This is a genomic window from Flavonifractor sp. An82 (assembly GCF_002159265.1).
In the GTDB taxonomy this organism is placed as follows: Bacteria; Bacillota; Clostridia; order Oscillospirales; family Oscillospiraceae; genus Flavonifractor.
This window is the reverse complement of record NZ_NFHG01000002.1, coordinates 148566-170630: the sequence shown is the minus strand read 5'-3', so window position 1 is coordinate 170630 and position 22065 is coordinate 148566. Positions and strand designations below refer to the sequence as shown.

Annotated in this window: 19 protein-coding genes; 18 read left to right on the top strand and 1 reads right to left on the bottom strand. The window is 58.9% G+C overall.

The genetic code is table 11. The features are described 5' to 3' along the window. The first annotated feature begins 16 nt into the window (after positions 1-16). From B5G34_RS04470 to B5G34_RS18880, 18 genes are all read left to right on the top strand, one after another. The gene (locus B5G34_RS04470; protein WP_087334671.1) at positions 17-676 is read left to right on the top strand and encodes a hypothetical protein; all 660 of its coding nucleotides are present in this window, start codon (positions 17-19) and stop codon (positions 674-676) included. A gap of 31 nt (positions 677-707) precedes the next feature. Beyond that, entirely contained in the window at positions 708-1904 is a 1197-nt protein-coding gene (locus tag B5G34_RS04465) for a thiolase family protein (protein ID WP_087334669.1), read from the top strand. 12 nt (positions 1905-1916) lie between these two features. Next, complete coding sequence (locus B5G34_RS04460) at positions 1917-2261, top strand: hypothetical protein (RefSeq protein ID WP_087334667.1); 345 nt, start codon at positions 1917-1919, stop codon at positions 2259-2261. A gap of 307 nt (positions 2262-2568) precedes the next feature. Continuing rightward, positions 2569-3138 (top strand): DUF2877 domain-containing protein, encoded by a 570-nt coding sequence (locus B5G34_RS04455; RefSeq protein ID WP_162609419.1) that lies wholly within the window; start codon positions 2569-2571, stop codon positions 3136-3138. Further along, entirely contained in the window at positions 3125-4681 is a 1557-nt protein-coding gene (gene fdrA / locus B5G34_RS04450) for an acyl-CoA synthetase FdrA (RefSeq protein WP_242956832.1), read from the top strand. The genes B5G34_RS04455 and fdrA overlap by 14 nt, the downstream gene beginning before the upstream one ends. Positions 4682-4696: 15 nt before the next feature. Beyond that, positions 4697-6121: a DUF1116 domain-containing protein gene (locus B5G34_RS04445; RefSeq protein ID WP_087334660.1), complete on the top strand. Its 1425-nt coding sequence runs from the start codon at positions 4697-4699 to the stop codon at positions 6119-6121. A gap of 42 nt (positions 6122-6163) precedes the next feature. Then, a complete protein-coding gene (locus B5G34_RS04440) occupies positions 6164-6964 on the top strand; it encodes a cyclase family protein (protein WP_087334657.1) in 801 nt (266 codons plus the stop codon). Between the two features lie 80 nt (positions 6965-7044). Then, positions 7045-7632 (top strand): hypothetical protein, encoded by a 588-nt coding sequence (locus B5G34_RS04435; protein WP_087334655.1) that lies wholly within the window; start codon positions 7045-7047, stop codon positions 7630-7632. Continuing rightward, positions 7629-8462: a xanthine dehydrogenase family protein subunit M gene (locus tag B5G34_RS04430; RefSeq protein WP_087334653.1), complete on the top strand. Its 834-nt coding sequence runs from the start codon at positions 7629-7631 to the stop codon at positions 8460-8462. The genes B5G34_RS04435 and B5G34_RS04430 overlap by 4 nt, the downstream gene beginning before the upstream one ends. Positions 8463-8475: 13 nt before the next feature. Continuing rightward, positions 8476-8952, top strand: a complete 477-nt coding sequence (locus B5G34_RS04425; protein ID WP_087334651.1) for a (2Fe-2S)-binding protein — start codon at positions 8476-8478, stop codon at positions 8950-8952. Beyond that, positions 8949-11270, top strand: coding sequence for a xanthine dehydrogenase family protein molybdopterin-binding subunit (locus B5G34_RS04420; protein ID WP_087334649.1), 2322 nt, complete (start codon positions 8949-8951; stop codon positions 11268-11270). The genes B5G34_RS04425 and B5G34_RS04420 overlap by 4 nt, the downstream gene beginning before the upstream one ends. Positions 11271-11372: 102 nt before the next feature. Beyond that, entirely contained in the window at positions 11373-12689 is a 1317-nt protein-coding gene (locus B5G34_RS04415) for a uracil-xanthine permease family protein (protein ID WP_087334647.1), read from the top strand. A 136-nt stretch (positions 12690-12825) separates the two neighbouring features. Further along, positions 12826-13386, top strand: a complete 561-nt coding sequence (locus B5G34_RS04410) for a sigma-70 family RNA polymerase sigma factor (protein WP_087334646.1) — start codon at positions 12826-12828, stop codon at positions 13384-13386. After that, complete coding sequence (locus B5G34_RS04405) at positions 13367-14443, top strand: DUF4179 domain-containing protein (protein ID WP_140397192.1); 1077 nt, start codon at positions 13367-13369, stop codon at positions 14441-14443. The genes B5G34_RS04410 and B5G34_RS04405 overlap by 20 nt, the downstream gene beginning before the upstream one ends. A gap of 503 nt (positions 14444-14946) precedes the next feature. Beyond that, positions 14947-15348 (top strand): hypothetical protein, encoded by a 402-nt coding sequence (locus B5G34_RS04400; protein WP_087334642.1) that lies wholly within the window; start codon positions 14947-14949, stop codon positions 15346-15348. Continuing rightward, positions 15335-16627, top strand: coding sequence for an IS4 family transposase (locus tag B5G34_RS04395; protein WP_162609418.1), 1293 nt, complete (start codon positions 15335-15337; stop codon positions 16625-16627). The genes B5G34_RS04400 and B5G34_RS04395 overlap by 14 nt, the downstream gene beginning before the upstream one ends. Before the next feature lie 495 nt (positions 16628-17122). Further along, the gene (locus tag B5G34_RS04390; RefSeq protein WP_087334638.1) at positions 17123-19909 is read left to right on the top strand and encodes a DNA methyltransferase; all 2787 of its coding nucleotides are present in this window, start codon (positions 17123-17125) and stop codon (positions 19907-19909) included. Beyond that, positions 19909-20808 (top strand): hypothetical protein, encoded by a 900-nt coding sequence (locus B5G34_RS18880; protein ID WP_204245904.1) that lies wholly within the window; start codon positions 19909-19911, stop codon positions 20806-20808. The genes B5G34_RS04390 and B5G34_RS18880 overlap by 1 nt, the downstream gene beginning before the upstream one ends. A gap of 120 nt (positions 20809-20928) precedes the next feature. On the opposite strand, the gene B5G34_RS04380 is transcribed toward B5G34_RS18880, so the two are convergent. After that, on the bottom strand, positions 20929-21999 hold the full coding sequence (locus B5G34_RS04380; RefSeq protein WP_087334637.1) for an alanine/ornithine racemase family PLP-dependent enzyme: 1071 nt from the start codon (positions 21997-21999) through the stop codon (positions 20929-20931). Positions 22000-22065: the final 66 nt, after the last annotated feature.

Here is a 22065-nt window from a genome sequence, read left to right as displayed (position 1 = left end):
AAAGGAGGAAACAGGAATGGCAATCGTCGACAAAATGGAACAGCAACTTCGTCCCCCAACGATCGGTCTGAAGCCCTATGAAGCCAAAGTCATCCCCCTGACCAGCGGTGAGGATATGCTGGTGCGGGAAGCCACCTGGGATGAGATCCCCCTTCTGATGGAAACCATCGAGCCCCTCATGAAGCAACCCAAGGACTTTTACGACATTGTGGCCTCCCGCATCTACGCGGAGCTGCTGGGCATGCTCCGCTACCGTGTGCGGGACGAGTACGTATTCGTGGGCGCCATCGACGGTGAGATTGCCGGCATCGTGAACGGCCGTCTGGTAAACGAGAAGGTCGGCATGAGCTATCACACCATTACCCTGAAGCGCGGCGCCCGGGTCGGTGCCCACCTGTTTGCCGCCAAGATGGAATATCATCTGGATGTCATGGACCAGGATGAGGTCTGGATCGTGGCTGAGAGCCCCAACGGCTTCAAGCGCTGGATGATCGAGTACGAGCTGGAGTCCCGTCCCGACTGCCCCCATGAGCTGGGCGGCGTTCCCACCTATGTGCTGACCCGTGAGCTGTGGGAGAAGCACAAGGGCAGCAAGTGCACCGGCATCCGTCCCGCCTTCGAGGACGTGATCGAAGCCAATAAGATCCTGCGCAAGCCCGCCGTAATCAAGGTCTGATCTATCATGAGCCGGAAAGGATGGTGCTGACATGCGTGAAGTAGGAATCGTTGGCGTAGGCCATACGAAGTTCGGAAAATCAGAAGTGTCCTTCCTGGAGATGCTCACCCAGGCGGCGCTGGAAGCAATGGATGACGCCGGCGCCAAGACCGGCAAGAACAACGTAATCGATCAGGTGTTTGTGGCCTCCATGGGCGCCGGCATGCTCAACCGCATCAGCGGCTCGGCCTCCGCTCTGGTGGACACCCTGAACATTCGTCCCGCCATGGCCGAGTGTATTGAGAACGGCCCCGCCTCCGGCGCCTCCGCCATCAAGCTGGGCTACATGGCCATCGCCTCCGGTATGTGCGACTGCGTACTGGTGGTAGGCGGCGAAATGATGCGCGTGGTGTCCGGCTGGGAAGCCACTGACTTCGTGGCTACCATGCTTCACCCCACCGGAGAGTATCCCTACGGTCTGACCCTTCCCTCCTTCGCGGGCCTGTTCACCCGCCTGCGCTTCGAGAAGTACGGTGAGACCAGCGAGGATCTGGCCCGCATCTCGGTCAAGAACCACGCCAACGCCATGCATAATCCCTGCGCCCACATCCAGCGCAAGGTCAAGCTGGAGCGCATCAGCGATCCCCGCTATGTGGACGCCACCAGCCCCATGGTGGCCGACCCGCTGCGTCAGTTCGATATGTGCCCCGTCTCCGACGGCGCCGCCGCCGTGCTGCTGGTGGCCAAGGACAAGCAGGAGGAGCTGGGCTTCGGTCACAAGACCTTCGCCCGCATCGCCGGCATTGCCTCCGCCACCGACACCCACTATGTGGCTGACCGCGCCGATCCCACCGAGCTGCTGGCCGTCCGCACCGCTGCGGAGAAGGCCTACAAGATGGCGGGTATGGGCCCGGAGGACATCGACTGCGCCGAACTCCATGACGCCTTCCTGATCCTGGAGCTGGCGGAAAGTGAGGAGTGCGGGCTCTTCCCCAAGGGTGAGGCTCATCTGGCTGTCCGCCGCGGAGAAACCGAGATCGGCGGCAAGATCCCCATCAACACCTCCGGCGGTCTGAAGGCCAAGGGCCATCCTCTGGGCGCCACCGGCGTCTCCCAGGTGGTGGAGCTGGTCCGTCAGGTCCGCGGCGAGGCGGAAGGCCGTCAGGTGGAAGGCGCCAAGACCGGATTGGCTGTCAACTTTGGCGGCTTCGGCAACAACGTGGTTGCCACCATTATTACTACGAAGTAAGGAGGGTCTGTCATGCAAGAGATGTTTGCCTATCGCTGCGATAAATGCGGCAAGCTTCACCATCCCCGCTATGCGGTCTGCCAGAATCCGGACTGCGACGGCCGCTCCTTCACTGAGGAACCTCTGAGCGGCCACTGCAAGCTGCTGACCTGGACCCGGGTGTTCAACCTGCCCGAGGGCTATATGAAAGCCTGGCTCAATTTCGGTATCGTGCAGTTTGACAACGGCGTCACCGCTACCGGGCAGATCGGCTTTGACGAGCGCCCCGAGATCGGCATGGACCTGGTGTCCACCGTGGGCGTGGTCAAGGAAGGCGTAGGTAAGGACTACTACGGCTTCATCTTCCAGAAGCCCTGACGTCATGGGGGGGCAGGGTACCATTCAGGCCGGAAGGGTCTGCGGTGCAATGATCGATGCGTTGTGCGGAGAGGTTCTCTCCGTTGAGATCCATTCTCAGTTCCAGAACGCGATCAATCTGAAGACCTCCCTTGGATTGATCACCCTGCTGGCGCCCGGCCGGTGCCTGCAGCCCTACTCAATGGTCCTACAAGAAAGTATGGAACAGCTCTCCCTGGAGCCGAGCGCCTTGGCGCTCGGCTCCGGGGGACTGTGGTCGGACGGCGCACTTGCAGTTGATTTCGCGAGTGCGCCTAAGGTGGATTTATTGCTGAGAGCCGGACCAACCCCGCCATTGTCCGCTGCCAGAAGCCTGCGCCGCTTTCTGGCCTGCGCCCCCGGCGACGGGCTCTCACCTCTGGCCCTAAACCGGGTGGAGGGTCCCTTTGCCACCCTGCTTGTCCCCCGGCTGGAGGTGCTGCGGCGTGCAGTGCGCGCCGGAGACAGCACTGCGGCTCTGGCTGCCGCCCGGCGAGTGGCCGGCTGCGGTCCCGGCCTGACCCCATCCTCCGATGATCTTCTCTGCGGATATCTGTCCCAGCTGCCCCGTTCCAGCCAGTGGGCCGATCTGACGGCCGGTCTGGCCCGGGCGGCGGCGGAAGAGACCAACGATATCAGCGCCGCCCTGCTGCTTCGGGCGGGAGACGGACTGTATTCAGAAGATGTGCTGGCCCTGATCGCCTGTCTGAGGCACGGACGCGACGGCCAGGAACTGACCGCCTGCCTGCTGCGGGTGGCCCGTTTCGGCAGTAGTTCCGGCTATGATTTCCTCACAGGGGTCTACTTCGGCATCCTTGACGCCTGTGCCATTGGAGGGATACACATTGGTCAAACTTGAGGTACGAAAAAACGCCTACTTCGACTCTGTTACCTTGATGATCATTTCCAAGGATGTGAAAAAGCTCCCCGGCGTCAAAGAGGCTCTGGTGGGCATGGGCACAGACCTGAATCGTGAGATCGCGGAAAAGATCGGCCTGGCCGGCGAGGGCTTCGACTCCGTCACCGCCAACGACTTCTTTGTGGCTGCGGAGTGCGACAGCGAAGCGGATTTCCAGGCTGTGGTCGCCAAGGTGGACGAGTTGCTCAACAAAAAGGCGGAAAGCAAGGCGGCCGCCTATACCCCTCCCACCCTGGAGGGCGCATTGAAAATTGATCCCAATATCAACATGGCGGTCATCTCGGTTCCCGGCAAATACGCCTATGAGGTGGCTCAGAACTGTCTGGAGCACGACATCAACGTCATGCTCTTCAGCGATAACGTAACTCTGGAGGAGGAAAAGGCGCTGAAGGAATACGCCGCTTCCAAGGAGCTGCTGGTCATGGGACCGGACTGCGGCACTGCCATCGTCAACAACACGCCCCTGGCCTTCGCCAACGTGGTGCGCAGCGGCGACATCGGCATGGTGTGCGCCTCGGGCACCGGCGCACAGGAGGTCTCCAATCTGATCGACCAGCTGGGCGGCGGTATCTCCCAGCTGCTGGGCACCGGCGGTCGTGATCTGAAGCTGGACATCGGCGGCATCATGATGCGCCTGGGATTAGATGCCCTGATCCACGATCCCAAGACCAAGGTCCTTACCCTGGTCTCCAAGCCCCCCGCCGCTGAGATCGCCGCCCAGATCCTGGATCAGGCGGCCGCCGGCGGCAAGCCAACGGTGGTCTGCTTCATCGGCGGCGACCCCACCGAAATCGAGAAGCGGGGCCTCTACGCCGCCGTCTCTCTGGAGGACGCCGCCCACAAGGCCGTGGCCCTCTCCCGGGGCGAGACGCCGGAGGATTTCACCGGCTTTGCCATGGGACAGCAGCAGGCGGAGGAACTGGCTTCCGCCGAGGCCGCCCGGATGCTTCCCGGCCAGAAATATGTCCGTGGTCTGTACACCGGAGGCACCCTCTGCGACGAGGCCATGAAGCTGATGATCGGCAAGCTGGGCCACATCTGGTCCAACATTCCCCTGCATCCGGAAGACCTGCTGGAGAATGCCCGCAACGGCAGCAGCAAGGAGCACACCTTCCTGGATTTCGGCGACGACGAGTTTACCGTGGGCCGTCCCCACCCCATGATCGACCCCTCTCTGCGGGCCGAGCGGGTGATCACCGAAGCGGCCGACCCCGGTGTGGCAGTCGTGCTGGTGGACTGCGTGATCGGCTACGGTTCCCACGAGGATCCGGCCCAGGATCTGTCCCAGGCCATCCGTACCGCCAAAGAGCTGGCCGCCAAGGAGGGCCGTTACCTGGCGGTGGTGGCCTCCGTATGCGGCACCGAGGGCGATCCCCAGAGCCTGTCCGGCTCCCAGATGAAGCTGGCCAATGCAGGGGCGGTGGTGCTGCCTTCCAATGCCCAGGCCACCCGCTTCGCTCAGCTCATTCTGGACCGTCTGTAAGGAGGGGGGAGCAAAATGAGCAAAGTCAACGAATTGTTTGAGAAAAAGTTGTCGGTAGTCAACTTCGGCATTGAATCCTTCTATCAGGATCTGCTCAAGCAGAACAAGCCCGCCATCCATGTGGACTGGAAGCCTGTGGCCGGCGGCGACAAGAAAATCGCCGGCTATCTGCGCAAGCTGCGCAAGCCGCCTCTGGGTGAGGAGATCGCCCAGGCCAATCAGGAGGCCCTTCGCCGCATCCTGGCGGCCCAGCCCACCCTGGTGGGTATGTCCACTGCCGGCGAGGCCATCCCCGGCATGACCCCCACCACCATTCTCCATGCCGGACCTCCCGTCACCTGGGAGCGGATGTGCGGCCCCGTCCGGGGCGCCGTCATGGGCGGTCTGATCTACGAAGGCCTGGCCAAGAATCTGGAGGAGGCGGAGGCCCTGGCCGCCAGCGGCAAGATCACCTTCTCCCCCTGCCACCACCACGACGCGGTGGGCCCCATGGCAGGCGTGGTGACCTACTCCATGCCCGTGTGGCACATGGTAAACAAGGCCTTCGGCAATGACGCCTACTGCACCATGAATGAAGGTCTGGGCAAGGTCCTCCGCTTCGGCGCCTGTGATCAGGAGGTCTTTGACCGCCTCCATCGGATGCGGGACGTCTACTATCCCGTGCTCAAGCAGGCTCTGGAACGCCACGGCGAGATCGACATGAAGGTCATGATCGCCCAGGCCCTCCAGATGGGCGACGAGGCCCACAACCGGAACAAGGCGGGCACCTCCCTCTTCATCCGTGAGATCCTGTCCGATCTGTTGGACACCGACTTCTCCATGGAGCAGAAGCAGGCGGCCCTCTCCTTCCTCAACAACAACGACCACACCTTCCTCAACCTGTCCATGCCGGTGTGCAAATGCACCATGGACCCCATTTTCGATATTCCCCACTGCACCGTGGTGGCTACCATGTGCCGCAACGGCACCGATTTCGGCATCCGTATTGCCGGTCTGGGGAAGGACGCCTGGTTCACCGCCCCCGCCGAAATCGTCAAGGGCCTCTACTTCCCCGGCTTTGATGAGGCCGACGCCAATCCCGACCTGGGCGACAGCTGCATCACGGAGACCACCGGCATCGGCGGCTTCTGTATGGCGGCCGCACCGGCCATCGTCCAGTTCGTGGGCGGGCAGGTCCAGGACGCCATCAACTACTCCACCCAGATGTACGAGATCACGGTGGGAGAGAGCAACACCTACAAGATCCCCGCGCTGGACTTCCGGGGCGGCGCGGTGGGTATCGACCTGCTGAAGGTGGTGGAGACCGGCATCCGGCCCATCATCAATACCGGTATCGCCCACAAGGATTACGGCGTAGGCCAGGTGGGCGCCGGACTGGTCCATCCCCCGGAGGAGTGCTTCCGTAAGGCGATCGAAGCCTGTGCGCAGGCTTGGACCTGAAGAAGAAAAAACCGCAATCAACTGCAGACAGGAGGTATTCACATGAGTAAGTGGTCTGACATCAAGATGTACGAGTTGTCCATCCCCATCGGCGTCAACACGCCCCCCTGGCCCACCTATGAACCGCTGCAGATGAAGTTCTTCAAGCGTCTGGCCCCCAACGGCGCCAACGGTCAGCTGATGACCCACTCCAACCACGTGGGCACCCACCTGGACGGACCGCTGCACTTTGATACCGCCGGCCGCGACATGGCCTCGCTGGAGCTGACCAAGCTGTGCGCCCCCGGCGTCGTGGTGGACCTGTCCGATCAGAAGGAAGACTTCGGCATCTACACCCCCGAAGACATCGAGAAGCGTGTGGAAGTCAAGGAAGGCGATATCCTCATCATCAACACCGGCTATCACATCTACGGCTGGGACTCCCCCACCGCTGACGAGCGCCGGTACATGCTCCGTCACCCCGGTCCCTCTCTGGACTTCGTGAAGTGGGTGCGCGAGAAGAAGATCAAATGGATCGGCGTGGACTGCGGCTCCGCCGACCACCCCATGAACACCAAGATCCGTGAGTGGGAGCCCATGGAGGCCCAGAAGTGCGACAAGATCTTCCAGGAGAAGTACGGCAAGTCCCTCAACGAGATCTATCCCTGGCCCGATCACTATCAGGCCATGCACATCGAGCTGTTCTGCCAGCCCTACGAGGCCATTCACGCCGAGTGCCTGGGCGGCGATATCGACAAGCTGTCCAACAAGCGTGTCGTCATCGGCTGCTTCCCCTGGAAGCTGGTGGGCGGCGAAAGCTGTATCTCCCGCATCATTGCGTTTGACGGCTTCGAAGACGTATAATCGCCCGAATCGCGGGCAGTTCCTTCCCCCCGCTGGAACTGCCCGCCCTTGCCCTGTCCGCGGGAAGGGAGGCGTGAGGAATGCCCCAGCAACTGTACGCTTATGGGGGTATGATCCTGGTCATCGCGGTCATCACCCTGCTTTATTATTGGAAAAGCACACCGGCCCGACAGGCCGCAGACCGGTTCGGTCTGCTGTTTCTGGAGGCCCGGGATTATGCTATGAACGGCTGGAGGTCCACGCCGGAATATGACGAACGGCCTGACGGGGGCATCTGCCTGCGCCCTGCGGCGGAGCAGCCTCAGCCGGCCCGGAACGCCATGGAACGGGGACGCGATCCCACCTTTGCCCGGTACGACAAGGAGCTGGAGTCCGCGCTGAGGGATCTGTTCCAGGCCTTGGGCTCCAGCGGCGCTCTCAAACGGCGCTACTACGATTATTACAACAACGTCTATCTGCTCCATAAAAACTTTTCCAACATCTGTTTCCAGCCTGAGCCGGTCTGTCTGAGCCGGGATGAGTGGGACGATCTGGCCACCTACACCGGCGACCGCGGCAGGATTATTCAGATCCTGGCCCAGCGGCTCTCCGACAAGGCCCGGCGGCAGTTGCTGGAGCAACGTACCAACAGCGGCACTTTGCCCTGTGAGAAGGAGGGGATCGGATGAAAGCATTTGAGTATTTCGCACCCGCCAGTCTGGAGGAGGCCTTTGATCTGCTGGACCGGTTTGGCCCGGAGGGCAAGCTCTTCAACGGCGGAACGGATGTGGTGATCCAGCTGAGAGACCACCTGATCGCCCCTAAGGCGGTCATCGATATCAAGCGCATCCCCGGCCTGAAAACCCTTACCTATGATCCCCAGGGCGGCCTGACCATCGGTGCCTGCATGACCATGAACGAGATTGGAAACGATCCCCAGGTCATTGCACATTATCCCACCCTGGCCAAGGCGGCCCTGAGCGTAGGTTCCAAGCAGGTGCGCAATCGAGCCACCTGCATCGGCAATATTGTCAACGCATCTCCCCTGGCAGATACCTCCACCCCCCTGCTGGCCCACAACGCAGTGGTCATTGCCCGCAGCCGGGAGGGAGAGCGTTCCATCCCCCTGGAAGAATTTTTTGTCTTTGTACGGAAAACCAGCCTGAAGCCCGGCGAGATCGTCACTGCCATTCAGGTTCCCCCCGCACCCGGAAGCCGCGGAGAGTTCACCAAGATCTCCCGCCGGCGGGAAGTGGACCTGTCCACCATCTGCGCCACCATTTTGAAGGCAGAGGATGGCTGGCGGGTGGCCTATGGTTCTGTGGCTCCCACCCCCATCCGGCTGAAAAAGACCGAGGCTCTGCTGAACGAAGGGCCCCTGACCGACGCGGTCATCGAAGAAGCCGTGGAGCTGGCCCGCTCGGAAGTCTCTCCCATTGACGACGTGCGCGCCACCAAAGCCTACCGGCTGGAGGTCGTGGGCGTGGTACTGGCCCGGAGCCTGCGGGCCCTGATGTAAGGAGGGACGGGGCATGAAATACCGAGTCAATTTCTTTGTCAACGAGGAGCCGGTGGAGCTCTACGTAGACGCTAACAAAACCATGCTGCGGGTCCTCCGGGAGGAACTGGCCCTCACCGGCACCAAGGAAGGCTGCGGCGCCGGCGAGTGCGGCGCCTGTACCGTTATCGTGGACGGCAAACCTATCAACGCCTGTCTGGTGCTGGCCCCCGAGCTGGACGGCATGCACATCACCACCGTGGAGGGACTGGCAAAGGACGGACAGCTCACCAATGTGCAGCAGGCCTTTGTGGACCTGGCCGCGCTCCAGTGCGGCTTCTGCACCCCCGGTTTCATCATGTCCGCCACCGCCCTTCTGCAGGAAAATCCCTCTCCCTCCCGGGATGAGATCGTGGACGCCATCAGCGGCAACCTGTGCCGCTGTACCGGATATGCCCGGATCATCGAAGCCATTGAACTGGCTGCCAGGAAAGGAGGCGGACAGACATGAAGTCGGTGGGCGTCTCTTACCAGCGGGTAGATGCCATCAAAAAAGTGACCGGTCAGGCCACCTATGTGGATGACATCATCATGCCCAGAATGCTCTATGCCCAGGTCAAGCGCTCCCCTTATCCCCATGCAAAAATCCTGAAAATCGACATCTCCAAGGCCCAGGCCCTGCCCGGCGTGCGCAGCGTCATCACCGGCGATGAGTACACCAAGCGCTGCGGCCTCTACCTGGAGGATAAGAACTTCCTGGCCGTCGGTACCGCCAAGTATCGGGGCGAGGCGGTGGCTGCCGTGGCCGCTGAGACCCCTGAGATTGCTGACGAGGCCGTCTCTCTCATCGAAGTGGAGTATGAGGAACTGCCCGCGGTGCTCAACGCTCTGGAGGGCATGAAGCCCGACGCTCCGCTGATCCACCCGGACCTGCACACCTACAAGGTGGCCCCCATCTTCCATCCAAAGCCCCATACCAACATCTCCCACCACTATAAACTGCGCAAGGGCGACGTGGACGCCGCCTTCGCCCAGTGCGATGTAGTCACCGAAAACTCCTACTACATCCCCCATGTACAGCACGTTCCTCTGGAACCCCACTGCGCCGTGGCCCAGTACGAGCTGGACGGCAAGATCACTGTCTGGGGCTCCATCCAGTCTCCCTATGCGGTGCGTCAGGCTCTGTCCACCGCCTTTGACATCCCGCTGAACAAACTGCGGGTCATCTCCCCCTACGTGGGCGGCGGCTTCGGCGCCAAGGCGGGCACCACCCTGGAAGGTATCATCATCCCCCTGGCTAAACGCAATCCTGGCCGTCCGGTGAAGCTGTGCTACAGCCGAGAGGACGAGTTTGAGAACTCCTATGTGCGCCAGGGTCTCCACGCCAAGATCAAGACGGGCATCAACAAGGATGGCAAGATCATGGCCGTCAAGACCGAGTTCGTGTGGGACGGCGGCGCCTACACCGAGTACGGCGTCAACATCACCAAGGCCGGCGGCTGGGCCTCTGCCGGACCCTACGACATCCCCAATGTGTGGACCGACAGCTACTGCGTCTATACCAACCATCCCGTGGGCGGTCCCTACCGCGGCTTCGGTATGTGTGAGATCCACTTTGCCATCGAGCAGAACATCGACGAGGTGGCCGAGGCCATCGGCATGGATCCCATGGATGTCCGCCGCATCAACGGCCTGCGGGTGGGCGGCGTCACCGGCACCGGCGAGGTGATGGAGGTCTCCGGCTTCCATGACTGTCTGGAGCAGGTGGTCAAGGACATCGAGTACGACAAGCCCGCCGTGGACGTTTCTCCCACCATCAAACGCGGCAAGGGCATTGCAGCAGGATGGAAGTCTCCCTCCCAGCCCACCAACGCCGGCAGCTCCGCCATTATCCGCATGAATGAGGACGGCACCTATATCCTTATGACCAGCGGACAGGAGATCGGCCAGGGCTCGGAGACCGCGCTGATCCAGATCGCCGCGGAGACCCTGGATGTGGACCCCGATCTGATCTCCTGCCGGTTTGGCGACACCGACCATACCCCCTACGAGTGGCAGACCGTGGCCAGCCGTACCACCTACTGCGCAGGCAACGCCATCAAGCTGGCCTGCGAGGACCTGAAGAACAAGATCCTGGACATGGCCCAGATCAAGCTGGGCGCCTGGAAGCGGGATCTGGAAATCAAGGACGGCTATGTGGTCCATAAGATATACCCGGACCGGAAGGTACCTCTCAGCGAGTTTGCTCTGGGCCTGGCCTTCCCCGACGGCTCCGGTGTAGGCGGCCCGGCCATCGGCGTTGGTACCTTTACCCTGGAAAACAACCTGAATGTGGACCACGAGACCGGTATGGGCTCCCATCCCGCCGCCTTCTGGACCATCGGCTTCAACGGCGCCGAGGTGGAGGTGGATACCGAGACCGGCCGCATCAAGGTCCTGAAGATGTGCTCCTGCTTTGACGCCGGCAAGGTCATCAATCCTCTGACCTATACCTGCCAGGCGGAGGGCGCCATGGTGCAGTCTCTGGGCACCGCCCTCTTTGAGGAGCTGAAGCTGAAGGACGGCAAGATCCTCAACAAGAGCTTTGTAGACTATAAGATCCCCACAGCGGACGACGCCCCCGAGCTGATCGTCAAGTACGTGGAGCATGCTGAACCCACCGGCCCCTACGGTGCCAGAGGCGTGGGCGAGCCTCTGATGGTCCCCGGCGCCCCCGCCATCGCCAACGCAGTTTATGACGCCATCGGCGTTCGTTTCTCCCGCATGCCCATCACGCCGGACGACGTCCTTCGGGCCCTGCGGGAAAAGAGGGAGAGAGAAGCAACCTGACATTTCGGACCGCCGGTCCGCAGAGAGAGGGGGAAAAGGGCGGACCGGAACTTGACAGCGTGCAGAAAGAGAGTATTATAATCGTTGGAGGGAGGTAATCCAATGGCCAGAAAGATCGACACCAGCCAAGGCATTTACAATGCCCCCGAACAGCTGGGATGGCCCAGAACACTGGTTCTCGGCTTCCAGCACATGTTCGCCATGTTCGGCGCCACTGTCCTGGTCCCCATCCTCACCGGCCTCAGCATCTCCACGACCCTGCTCTGCGCGGGCGTGGGCACCCTGCTCTTCCACCTGATCACCAAGGGCAAGGTCCCCGCGTTCTTAGGATCTTCCTTCGCGTTCCTGGGCGGCTTCGCGGTCGTCGCGCCCCTGCTGGAGGACGGCTCTCCCAATAAGGAGATGCTGCCCTACGCCTGCGGCGGCATCGTCATCGCCGGTCTGCTCTACCTGGTCCTCTCCGGTCTGATCACCGTGTTCGGCATCAAGAAGGTCATGCGCCTGTTCCCGCCGGTGGTGACCGGCCCCATCATCATCCTCATCGGCCTGATCCTGTCCCCTTCGGCCATCACCAACGTGCAGAGCTGCTGGTGGCTGGGCGTCATCACCATGGCCATCATCGTGGGCTGTGCCGTGTTCGGCCGGGGCATGATCGGCATCATCCCCATCCTGCTGGGCGTGGTGGGCGGCTATGTCATCGGCGCCATCACGGGCCAGGTAAGCTTCACCCTGCCGGATGCCGTGGTGGCTATCCCCGACTTCACCCTGGCCAAGTTTGAGATCGGCGCCATCCTGACCATGGCTCCCATTGCCCTGGCCACCATGATGGAGCATGTGGGCGATATCTCCGCCATCAGCGCCACCTGCAAAAAGAACTTTATCGCCAACCCCGGCCTGAACCGCACCCTGCTGGGCGACGGTCTGGCCACCTCGCTGGCCGGTCTGGTGGGCGGCCCTGCCAACACCACCTACGGCGAGAACACCGGCGTGCTTGCCCTGTCCAAGGTCTATGACCCCCTGGTCATCCGCATCGCGGCCATCCTGGCGGTCATCATGTCCTTCATTCCCTTCCTGGAGACTATCATTGCCGCTATGCCTTCCGCCGTTATCGGCGGCGCGTCCTTCATCCTCTATGGCATGATTTCCGCAATCGGCGTGCGCAATATGGTAGAAAACCAGGTAGACCTGACCAAGCAGCGCAACCTGATGATCGCCGCTATCATCCTGGTCTCCGGCCTGGGCATCAACTCCATCGGCGGCCTGCAGCTGGGCCCCTATGTCAACCTGTCCGGTCTGGCCTGCGCCGCTATCTTCGGTATCATCCTCAACGCTATCCTGCCCGGCAAGGACTTCGAGTTCGATATGAGTGATCTGGCAGATCAGGACTCTTCCATCACCATCATGAACAACGAAGAATAAGCTATGGGCTGACGCCCTGACTGCTTCTCCCCCTCTGACGCCCCCCGGCTGTGGCCGGGGGGCAATTTTTATGAAACCAATTTCCCCTTTTCGGTGTTAAGATAGGTGAAAGCGCTTTCGCTCTGGAGGTGAGTGGATGGAGGAAATGGAGCTGATCCGGCGCATGAAACGGAGGGATCCCAAAGCCCTGGAGGCTTTGATGGACCGGGATATGACCTTTGCCTGTGGGGTGGCCTCCTCCATTCTGCGGGACGCCCCCAGGGATGTGGAGGAAATCGTATCCGACTCCTTCCTGGCTCTGTGGGACAATTCCCACAAGCTGGTGCCCGGCAAGGTGCGGGGCTATCTGAGCACCATCGTCCGCAACCGAGCCAAAAACCGCCTGCGGGAGCTGGGACGGGAGCTGCCCCTGGAGGAGGACCTTCTGGATCTGGAGCCCTCAGCCGCACCAGGCCCCGCCGAATCCCTGGAGCAGGCGGAACGTCAGGCCCTGATGGCCCAGCTGCTGGATGCTCTCTCCTGCCAGGACCGGGCCATTTTTTTGCGCCACTATTATTACGGCCAAACGGTGGCCGAGATCAGCGCCGCCCTGGCTGTCAATCCCTCCACCGTGAAAGTGCGTCTCCACCGGGGACGCAAGAAGCTGAAGGAACTGCTGCTGAAAAGGGGGTATCTCTGTGAAAACGCGGATTTCTGACCTGCTGGACGGTTGGGGGGATCACTCGGTGGAACTCTCTCCCGGGCCGGAGGTGTCCCCGGAAAGGATACGGGAACGCACCATGAAACTACTGCATACCAAACCCAAACGCCGGCTCCTGCCCCGGCTGGCGGCCTGTGCCGCCGTGGCTGCGGCTCTCACCATCTCCGCCGTGGCTGCCTATCAGATCTGGGGCCCTGGCAGCCTATTCGACTCCTTTTTTACCATTGAAAACGGCGCTCTGGACGAGGGGCAGAAGGCTCTGCTGGACGAGATGGGTACCACCGATCTGGAACCCTCCGTCAGCAATGGCATTACCATTACACCGTTGGCCTCGGTGGCCGATGAGTACAGCTGCTACCTCCGTCTGCGGGTGGAGGCCCCGGAGGGTACCGTCCTGCCCGATATGGATACCCAGGAGGATCATGTGTTCCGGGATGTGGACCTGCGGGATACCGCTACCGAGGAAAGGCTGGACTGGGGGATGCAGAAAGCGCGCTTCCTGCCCGACAGCACCCCTGGAGACAATGTGGTGGAACTGGTCTTTATGCTCTATGGCCGTCCGGGCGGTGCAAACTGGAACGACGGTGTATCCAAGACCCTGTATCTGACCGATCTGGTACTCTCCCCTCGGGAGAACACCTCCGGAGATGAGTCCATGGTTCTGGAGGGCACGTGGAGTTTTTCCATGGATCACCTCTACCAGAGCAAAAGCCTGGAGGTGGACCCCGCCGGGGCCGTCCGTCTGGACGCTGAGACCCAGACCGCGGTCACGATGGAGTCGCTGACGCTCTCTCCGCTGTCCGTCAGCTTTATCCTCTCCTACCCTTCAGACGCGGGCCCCTTTGTCCACTATGAATTGACCTTCGTCTGCAAGGATGGCTCTGCCGTCACCATCAACGGGGCAAACGGATATGGCGATCCAGGCCCGGATGGACCGGGAGGCCGGGATTATTTCTACGGCGTCTCTGCCTTTGATATCCCGATCCCGCTGGAGCGGATCGACCACATCCAGTTCGGGGACTGTTCCATTTTCCTGCCGGAAACAACTCAATAGGTAAAAAGGTCCCAGGCCGTTGGCCCAATACTATTAAGTTAGGACCTGCCAAGGGGCAAATCTTCGGATTTGCCCCTTAACTCTTTTTTTCGGGCGGCAAGAAGCGTAAAGTTAAACCTTGAACTTTCTTGCAAATTATTCATAAAATGTTCGTAAAAAGTACATAATAAGTTCACAGGTGTATACCATTATAAAATTGGCAAATGGCCTTGGTAGCCCACATAGCCCACAAACTTATTGGATTTGTAAGAGAGACAACACAGTTTTTGAATTAGATGTTTTGAATAGCTAAATGTAGACAGAATTTTCTTTCAAAGTGACAGATTGCTATCATATTTGACCGATACGCACTGCACGCAATAACGGTTTAGCCCCGCCGGAGGGCTGCCGTTAGGCGTGCAGTTTTTTATTTTCCGGCGAGCTGACGCAGGCGCTCTGGACGGTGGAGCATCGCAAGCCGACAGCTTGAACACAGACAGCCGTCAGATAAAGGAGCATCAATTATGAAGATGAAGATATTTGTTGTTAAATTTTTAATTAAGCACGGCCTTCTTCCAGAGGAAGAACTGAAGGTCGAGATTCCTGTCCCCGCTACGGAGACTTCTGGCAATGTAAAGCTGAACGCAATGATGCTTGTCGGGTTTGTCCTTGCCGTACTGACCCAGGCTCTTAGCGATAACAGGGGTGGCGTTGTGTGTCACATGGCCACTTCCGTTTCCGTTACGGTAAGTTGTGACGGCCTATCTCGCAAGGTGTATGAGAGTAGTAGCCTCATCCCTTGCAATGGTCGTGAGCATCACCTCTGGCTGCTGAACATACGCAAGAGCATCCATAGGCCGTTAGAGACATTCCTGGTGAATGCCGCCCTGCATGACCAAGTGGTGGCCGACCATGAGCACGGATGACATACTAGCCGCCCTGGACAGCACAATCGCCGACACAGCCGCTGAGAACAGCGGGGACCGGGAATTTTCCCGGTCCCGCCGTCTCACACTCCCGGTCATGCTTCGTCTGCTCATCGGAGCCGAGGGCGGGTCCTTGGCCTCCGTCCTACGGGCCGCAGGCATCGAAGTGACCCCCGCCGCGCTGTCCATGCGTCGCGGCCAGATAGACCCCGAGGTCTTCCAGGAGGTATTCGACCGATTTAACGCCGCTTGCACCGACACAGCCACCTTCCGGGGCTACAAGGTACTGGCCTGCGACGGCACCGCCGTCAACAAGCCCCGCAACCCCGACGAACCCAGCTTCGTGACCCACGGAGGCACGCCGGAGGGATACAACCAGCTCCACCTAAGCCCCCTATACAATCTTTTGGACCGCACATTCACCGACGCGGTCATCCAGCCCGCTCCCCAAAAGGACGAAATAGGCGCGTTGGTGGAGATGGTGCAGCGGAATAATTTTGATCAGAAAACGGTCCTAATTATGGATAGAGGGTATGAAAGTTATAATTTGATGGCACATTGCATCGAAAAACCGAACTTGGACTTTGTGCTGCGGGTCAAGCAGAACCACTCCGCTATGCGGGAGATTGCCCGCCTGCCCATGTTCGAGTTGGACTGTGACATCGCGTTCACTGTCTCCACCACGCAGACAAACGAGGACAAGGCGCGGGGGTACATCCATCTGCACGTGCCGAAGAAGAGCAAGCCCGGTTCCAAGACCAGCCGCACCCGTTGGGACCATCCCAGCCCCTACTCCATGCGGTTAAGGATATGCCGTTTTCAACTCGACGATGGGGCGGGGACCTTCGAGACGATAGCCACCAGCCTGCCCCGGTCCTTCACGCTTCAAGATATCAAGGAGCTGTACCATATGCGCTGGGGCATCGAAACAAGCTTTCGTGATTTAAAGTATAGCATCGGCCTGGTCAACCTCCACGGCAAGTCAGACGCCTATGCCACCCAGGAGATATGGGCCGCGCTGACCGCGTTCAACGCCAGCAGCCGCATTGTCCGCGAGGTGGTGGTTCGGCAGCCGCCGGGGAGCGCCTACGCCTACCGGGTGAATTTCAAACAGGCGGTGGCCATTGTAAAAGAGGCTATCCGCAATCCGAGCGGGGACTACTCCGACCTAGAACGCCAAATCGGCAGAAACCTGGTGGCCGTCCAGCCGGGGCGGCATGACCAGCGCAACCTGCGGGCCAAGGGCTGGGTAGGCTTTTTGTACCGCGTGGCGGCATAATGCACAAAAGAGACAGGGGGTGCGGTTTTTGGACCGCACCCCCTGCTGGCATTTATTTTTGAAAAGGCCGAAATTAGAGGTCCAAACCGGGGATTTTCAAAAAATAAATGCCAACCCCACAGCGGGGTGGGCGGGGGCTCGGCCAGACAGCGGACGCCGTGAAAAAATCTCAACTAGTCCGCCCCATGCCCTAAAAATTCGTTCAAATCTTGAAAATGCCCGAGAATGACGCTGTTGCGTTCCTCTCTACTAGTCCCCGGAACGGGCCAAAAATTCGGTTCCTTGGTTTTCGGGAAAACCACCGCCGTCATTTTCACAAGAGGAACAGTGTCGTTAAGATAGCAAAAACCGAAACTCTCAACTAGTCACCGCAATGCCTAAAAAATTGCCGCAGAACGAAAGAAACGCAATAGCCGCTTGCTCCATCTGGAAAAATCAACTAGTCTGTGGTATGCTAAAGAAAATCAGAAAATCATCCGCAGGAGGACACACGCCATGACAGATGCACAACAGCGGAGTGCCGCGAAACAGTTTGCCGCCGACTGGGCTGGCAAGGGCTACGAGAAGGGACACAGCCAGACCTTTTGGCTTGCCCTGCTTTCCAAAGTCTATGGCGTGGCCGAGCCGGACAAGTTCATCACCTTCGAGGACCAAATCATGCTGGACCACACCAGCTTCATCGACGGCTTCATTCCGTCCACCCATGTCCTGATTGAGCAAAAGGGCATCGGCAAGGACCTGAACAAGCCCATCAAGCAGTCCGACGGTTCCCTGCTGACACCGTTCCAGCAGGCCAAACGCTATGCCGCCGAGTTGCCCTACTCCCAGCGCCCACGCTGGATTGTGACCTGCAACTTTGCCGAGTTCCATGTCTACGATATGGAGCGGCCCACGGGCGAGGCTGAGGTCATCAAGCTGGCCGATTTGGAAAAGGAATACTACCGCTTACAGTTCCTGGTGGACACCGGGGACGAGAATGTGCGAAAGGAAATGGAGATTTCCCTGCAAGCAGGTGAACTGGTGGGCGTTCTCTATGACGCGCTTTTGAAGCAGTACAAGGACCCTGGCGACCAGGAAACGCTGAAAAGTCTGAATATGCTGTGCGTCCGTCTGGTGTTCTGCCTGTATGCCGAGGACGCGGGCATCTTCGGCGGGCATGGTATGTTCCACAACTACTTGCAGGCGCACCAGAGCGAGGCCCGCCGCGCCCTTATCGACCTGTTCAAGGTGCTGGATACCAAGCCGGAGGACCGGGACCCGTACATGGACGACGACCTCGCCGCGTTCCCCTATGTCAACGGCGGTCTGTTCGCCAATGAGAGCATCATCATTCCCCGGCTGGATGAGGCCATCGTGGATCTGATCCTGAACCGGGCCAGCGCAGACTTCGACTGGTCCGCAATCTCGCCCACTATCTTCGGCGCTGTCTTTGAAAGCACCTTGAACCCGGAGACCCGGCGCGCCGGCGGGATGCACTACACCAGTATTGAGAACATCCACAAGGTCATTGACCCGCTGTTCCTGGACGGACTGAAAGAGGAACTAGAAACCATCAAGGAAATCACCGTAGACCGTACACGGGACGCAAAGCTGCGGAGCTTCCAGATGCGGCTTGCAGGCTTGACCTTCCTCGACCCCGCCTGCGGCTCCGGCAACTTCCTGACGGAGACCTATATCTCCCTGCGGCGGCTGGAAAACGAGGTGTTGTTCCTGTTACAGCGCGGCCAAATCGCCTTTGGCGACGGCGGCGCGTTCAATCCCATCCAAGTGTCCATCGGCCAGTTCTACGGCATCGAAATAAACGACTTCGCCGTGACCGTTGCCAAGACCGCCCTGTGGATTGCGGAAAGCCAGATGATGAAGGAGACCGAGGACATCGTGCATATGTCCCTGGACTTCCTGCCGCTGAAATCCTACGCCAACATCGCAGAAGGCAACGCCCTGCGGCTGGATTGGGAGGGTATCGTGTCCAAGTATGAGTTGGACTACATCATGGGCAACCCGCCGTTTGTAGGCTACTCCCTGCAAAGCAAGGAGCAGAAGGACGATATTCTCTCCATCTATGTAGACGAAAAGGGCAAGCCCTACAAGACCTCCGGAAAAATTGACTATGTTTCCGGTTGGTATTTCAAGGCCGCCCAGTTGATGCAGAATACTGCCATTCGGACAGCCTTTGTGTCCACCAACTCCATCACCCAAGGCGAACAGGTAGCGGGCGTCTGGAAACCGTTGTATGACCGTTTTGGTATCCATATCGACTTTGCACACCGTACTTTCCGCTGGGATAGCGAGGCCAGCTTAAAAGCCCATGTGCATTGCGTAATTGTTGGCTTTAGTATTGCGGAGAATCAGCAGAAAAAGCGGCTCTATACATCCGAGCGAATGCAGATTGTAGAGAATATCAATGCGTATCTTCTCGATGCACCGCTTGTATTTGTTGAAAGCCGGAACCGCGTAATTGCAGATGTTCCCAAAATGGTTTATGGCAACAAGCCAGTTGACGGCGGCAATTTGATTATTGAAGCGAGCGAATACGACGACTTTATTAAACGCGAACCGTTAGCGCAAAAATACATCAAACGGCTGGTTGGGGCAAGGGAATTTATCAACGGTGAACTTCGCTGGTGTCTATGGCTTGTTGGCGTATCTCCCGCAGAATTGCGGCATATGCCCGCAGTCATGGAACGAATTGAGAAGGTAAAGAAAATGCGGGAAAATAGCCCGGATGAAGGGGCGAGGAAGTTGGCGCTGACACCTGCACAATTCCGTGAAACAAATAATCCTCCATCTGCTATTGTTGTTCCTTGTCACTCAAGTCAAAATCGCAGATATGTTCCGATGGACTTTATCGATGATTCCATTGTTGTAACAAATGCGGTTCTATTTATTCCGGCTGCATCTATTTACCACTTTGGTATTCTGACCTCCAATGTTCATATGGCCTGGATGCGGGCGGTCTGTGGCCGTCTAAAGAGTGACTACCGCTATTCCAAGGATGTTGTCTACAACAACTTCCCATGGCCGACGCCCACGGACGAACAGAAGGCCAAAATCGAGCAGACCGCCCAGGCCATTCTGGATGCCCGCGCCCTATACCCGGATTGCAGTCTGGCCGACCTCTACGACGAGGTAGCCATGCCCCCGGAACTCCGCAAGGCTCACCAGCAAAACGACCGCGCCGTCATGCAAGCCTACGGCTTCGACATCAAGACCACCACCGAAACCACCTGCGTGGCTGACCTCATGCGGATGTATCAAGCATTGACCGAAAGGAGCAAATGATGAAACAGTTTATTTACCTTGATACGGATATTGTGAATTCCATTATTGCTCAAAAAGAAAAGGGTCTCGTTCTTGAAATGGCAAGTGAGCAAGAGGACACTTCGGGCGACAACAAAGCTAAATCTGGAAGTGTCACGCTTGATGGTTCGGTCGGTGGCGGTATCTGGAAATTTGCGCAAGCCCAGGCTGAGCTAAGCGGCACGGGAGAATTAACGCTTAATAGCCATTCTCAAACCGTTCTTAAAGAAATCGCGACAAAAACTTTACATGATGCGGCATTTGATATTGCTTATAAGCAAATCAAAACAGAACGCGATACAGACCCAACCAACGCAGATTTGGGTTCCTTTGTCGAACTGACGCAAACCTTTGATTTTGTTGACTTGGAATATATTGAAAACCTTTTTTCGGACAAAAACAGTTTTTTAGCCTTCATGAAGAAATCCGAAAGGGAAAAAATCGAAGCTCGAGCGGCGCAAGAAATCTCTGAGCACCTCAATCGAGAGCAACAGCGAAAAAACGGGAACGAACTCAAAAACAGAGTAAAAGAACTCGTTGAAGCAAACAACAGGCAGTATGAGAACATTTCTGATATTGTAAAAGCCATGCGACAGATAGTTCCATACACTCGTATGCTGGTATCTCCCGATGGCTATTTAATTCCTCTGGAGGATAAATATTTCCGAGACAACCCGCAGACTATGGGATTCAAACATGGCGGATATGTTACCTGCGTAGGCTATGTTACCAACGTAATTGGAGAGACCAGCACTCCGGACTCGGACAACATTTTCGCTCAATTGCAATTTATGGTAAATCAAGTTTTGGTTTCGATTTTGCCGACAAGAGAGAAAGATTTGTTCGTTATTCACCCGATAGCGATTTATTATGGGGAATGACGCTTACAGTAAAAAAGGCCCCACCCACCTGTTTCAAGAAACAGGTGGGTGGGGCCTTTTTTATAATAGGATTTTTCTTATCTTAATTGTATTGGCCGTTGGCCTGGGACCTTTTTCTGCTTATTTCACCACGATATCCACATAGGCGGAGGTGGTGGCATCCAGCACCGCCATATAGCCGCACCGGAATTCCAACCAGTCCCCCACCTGCACCCGCCCGGCGCAGTCCTCCACGTCCACGATCAGGTGGTCGGAGCTGGCCCCGATCATCTCCGCCCCCGGCAGCACGGGGGTCAGAGCGGCCCAGGCCACATCCTGCTTGCCGGCGGCGCAGATGGCCCGCAGGCGCACGCCACGGTCCGGGTACTCCGGGGTGTCCCCCTTGCCGTCCCGGCCCAGCTCCCCGATGGGCACCGAGGGCTTGCGCCGCAGCTCCACCACCTGGACCTTGAACCGGAAGGCATCCTGATGGAGGCCCTCCAAAAACCGGTTGCCGGTGGTGTCCTCGCCGTAGAGCACCGCCTCTCCCATCCGCAGCTGGTTGACTCCGACGGGCATGACCCCCTCCTCCAGCAGCCTGAGGGCGCAGGTACCGCCCGCCGACACCACCGAGATGGAAAAGCCGTAGGTTTCATTGAGATAGTCCCGCAGCTCCACCAGGATGGCGGTATTATCCACCGAGGGCAGCACGCTGCCGTAGCACCCCACATTGGTGCCCAGGCCCACCAGTTCCACCCCGGCGCACCCCTTGATCTGGGGGGCGATTTCATCCAGCTGCTCCCGGCCGAACACCCCCTCCCGCAGGTCGCCCACGTCGATCATCAGGATGATGGGGTGGACCTTGCCCTGCCGGAGGGCAGCGTCAGACACCGCCCGGATCACCTCGATCTGGCTATGCATGCTCCAGTCCGCCCAGCGGACCACGTCCTCCGCCTCCGGGATGGCGGGGATGCGGATGAGCAGATACTTCAGGCCGGGAATGGTCTCCTTGGCGGCCCTGATATTGCGCAGGCGGCTATCGGCAAAGGAGGTGATTCCCCCCGCCATGGCCGCCCGGATCACCTCGGGCCGGGCGGAAAAGCCCTTGGTGGCAAAGGCCAGCTCCACCCCCCGCCGGGTACAGAAGTCATGGAGTTTTTTGGCGTTTTCCGTCACTTTTTTGGTATCAATCTCCAGGATAGGCGCATACATGACACGTTCCTCCTTTTGATGCTCTTCTGTTTCCATCATACCGGGTATTTGCACCCCTGGCAAGAA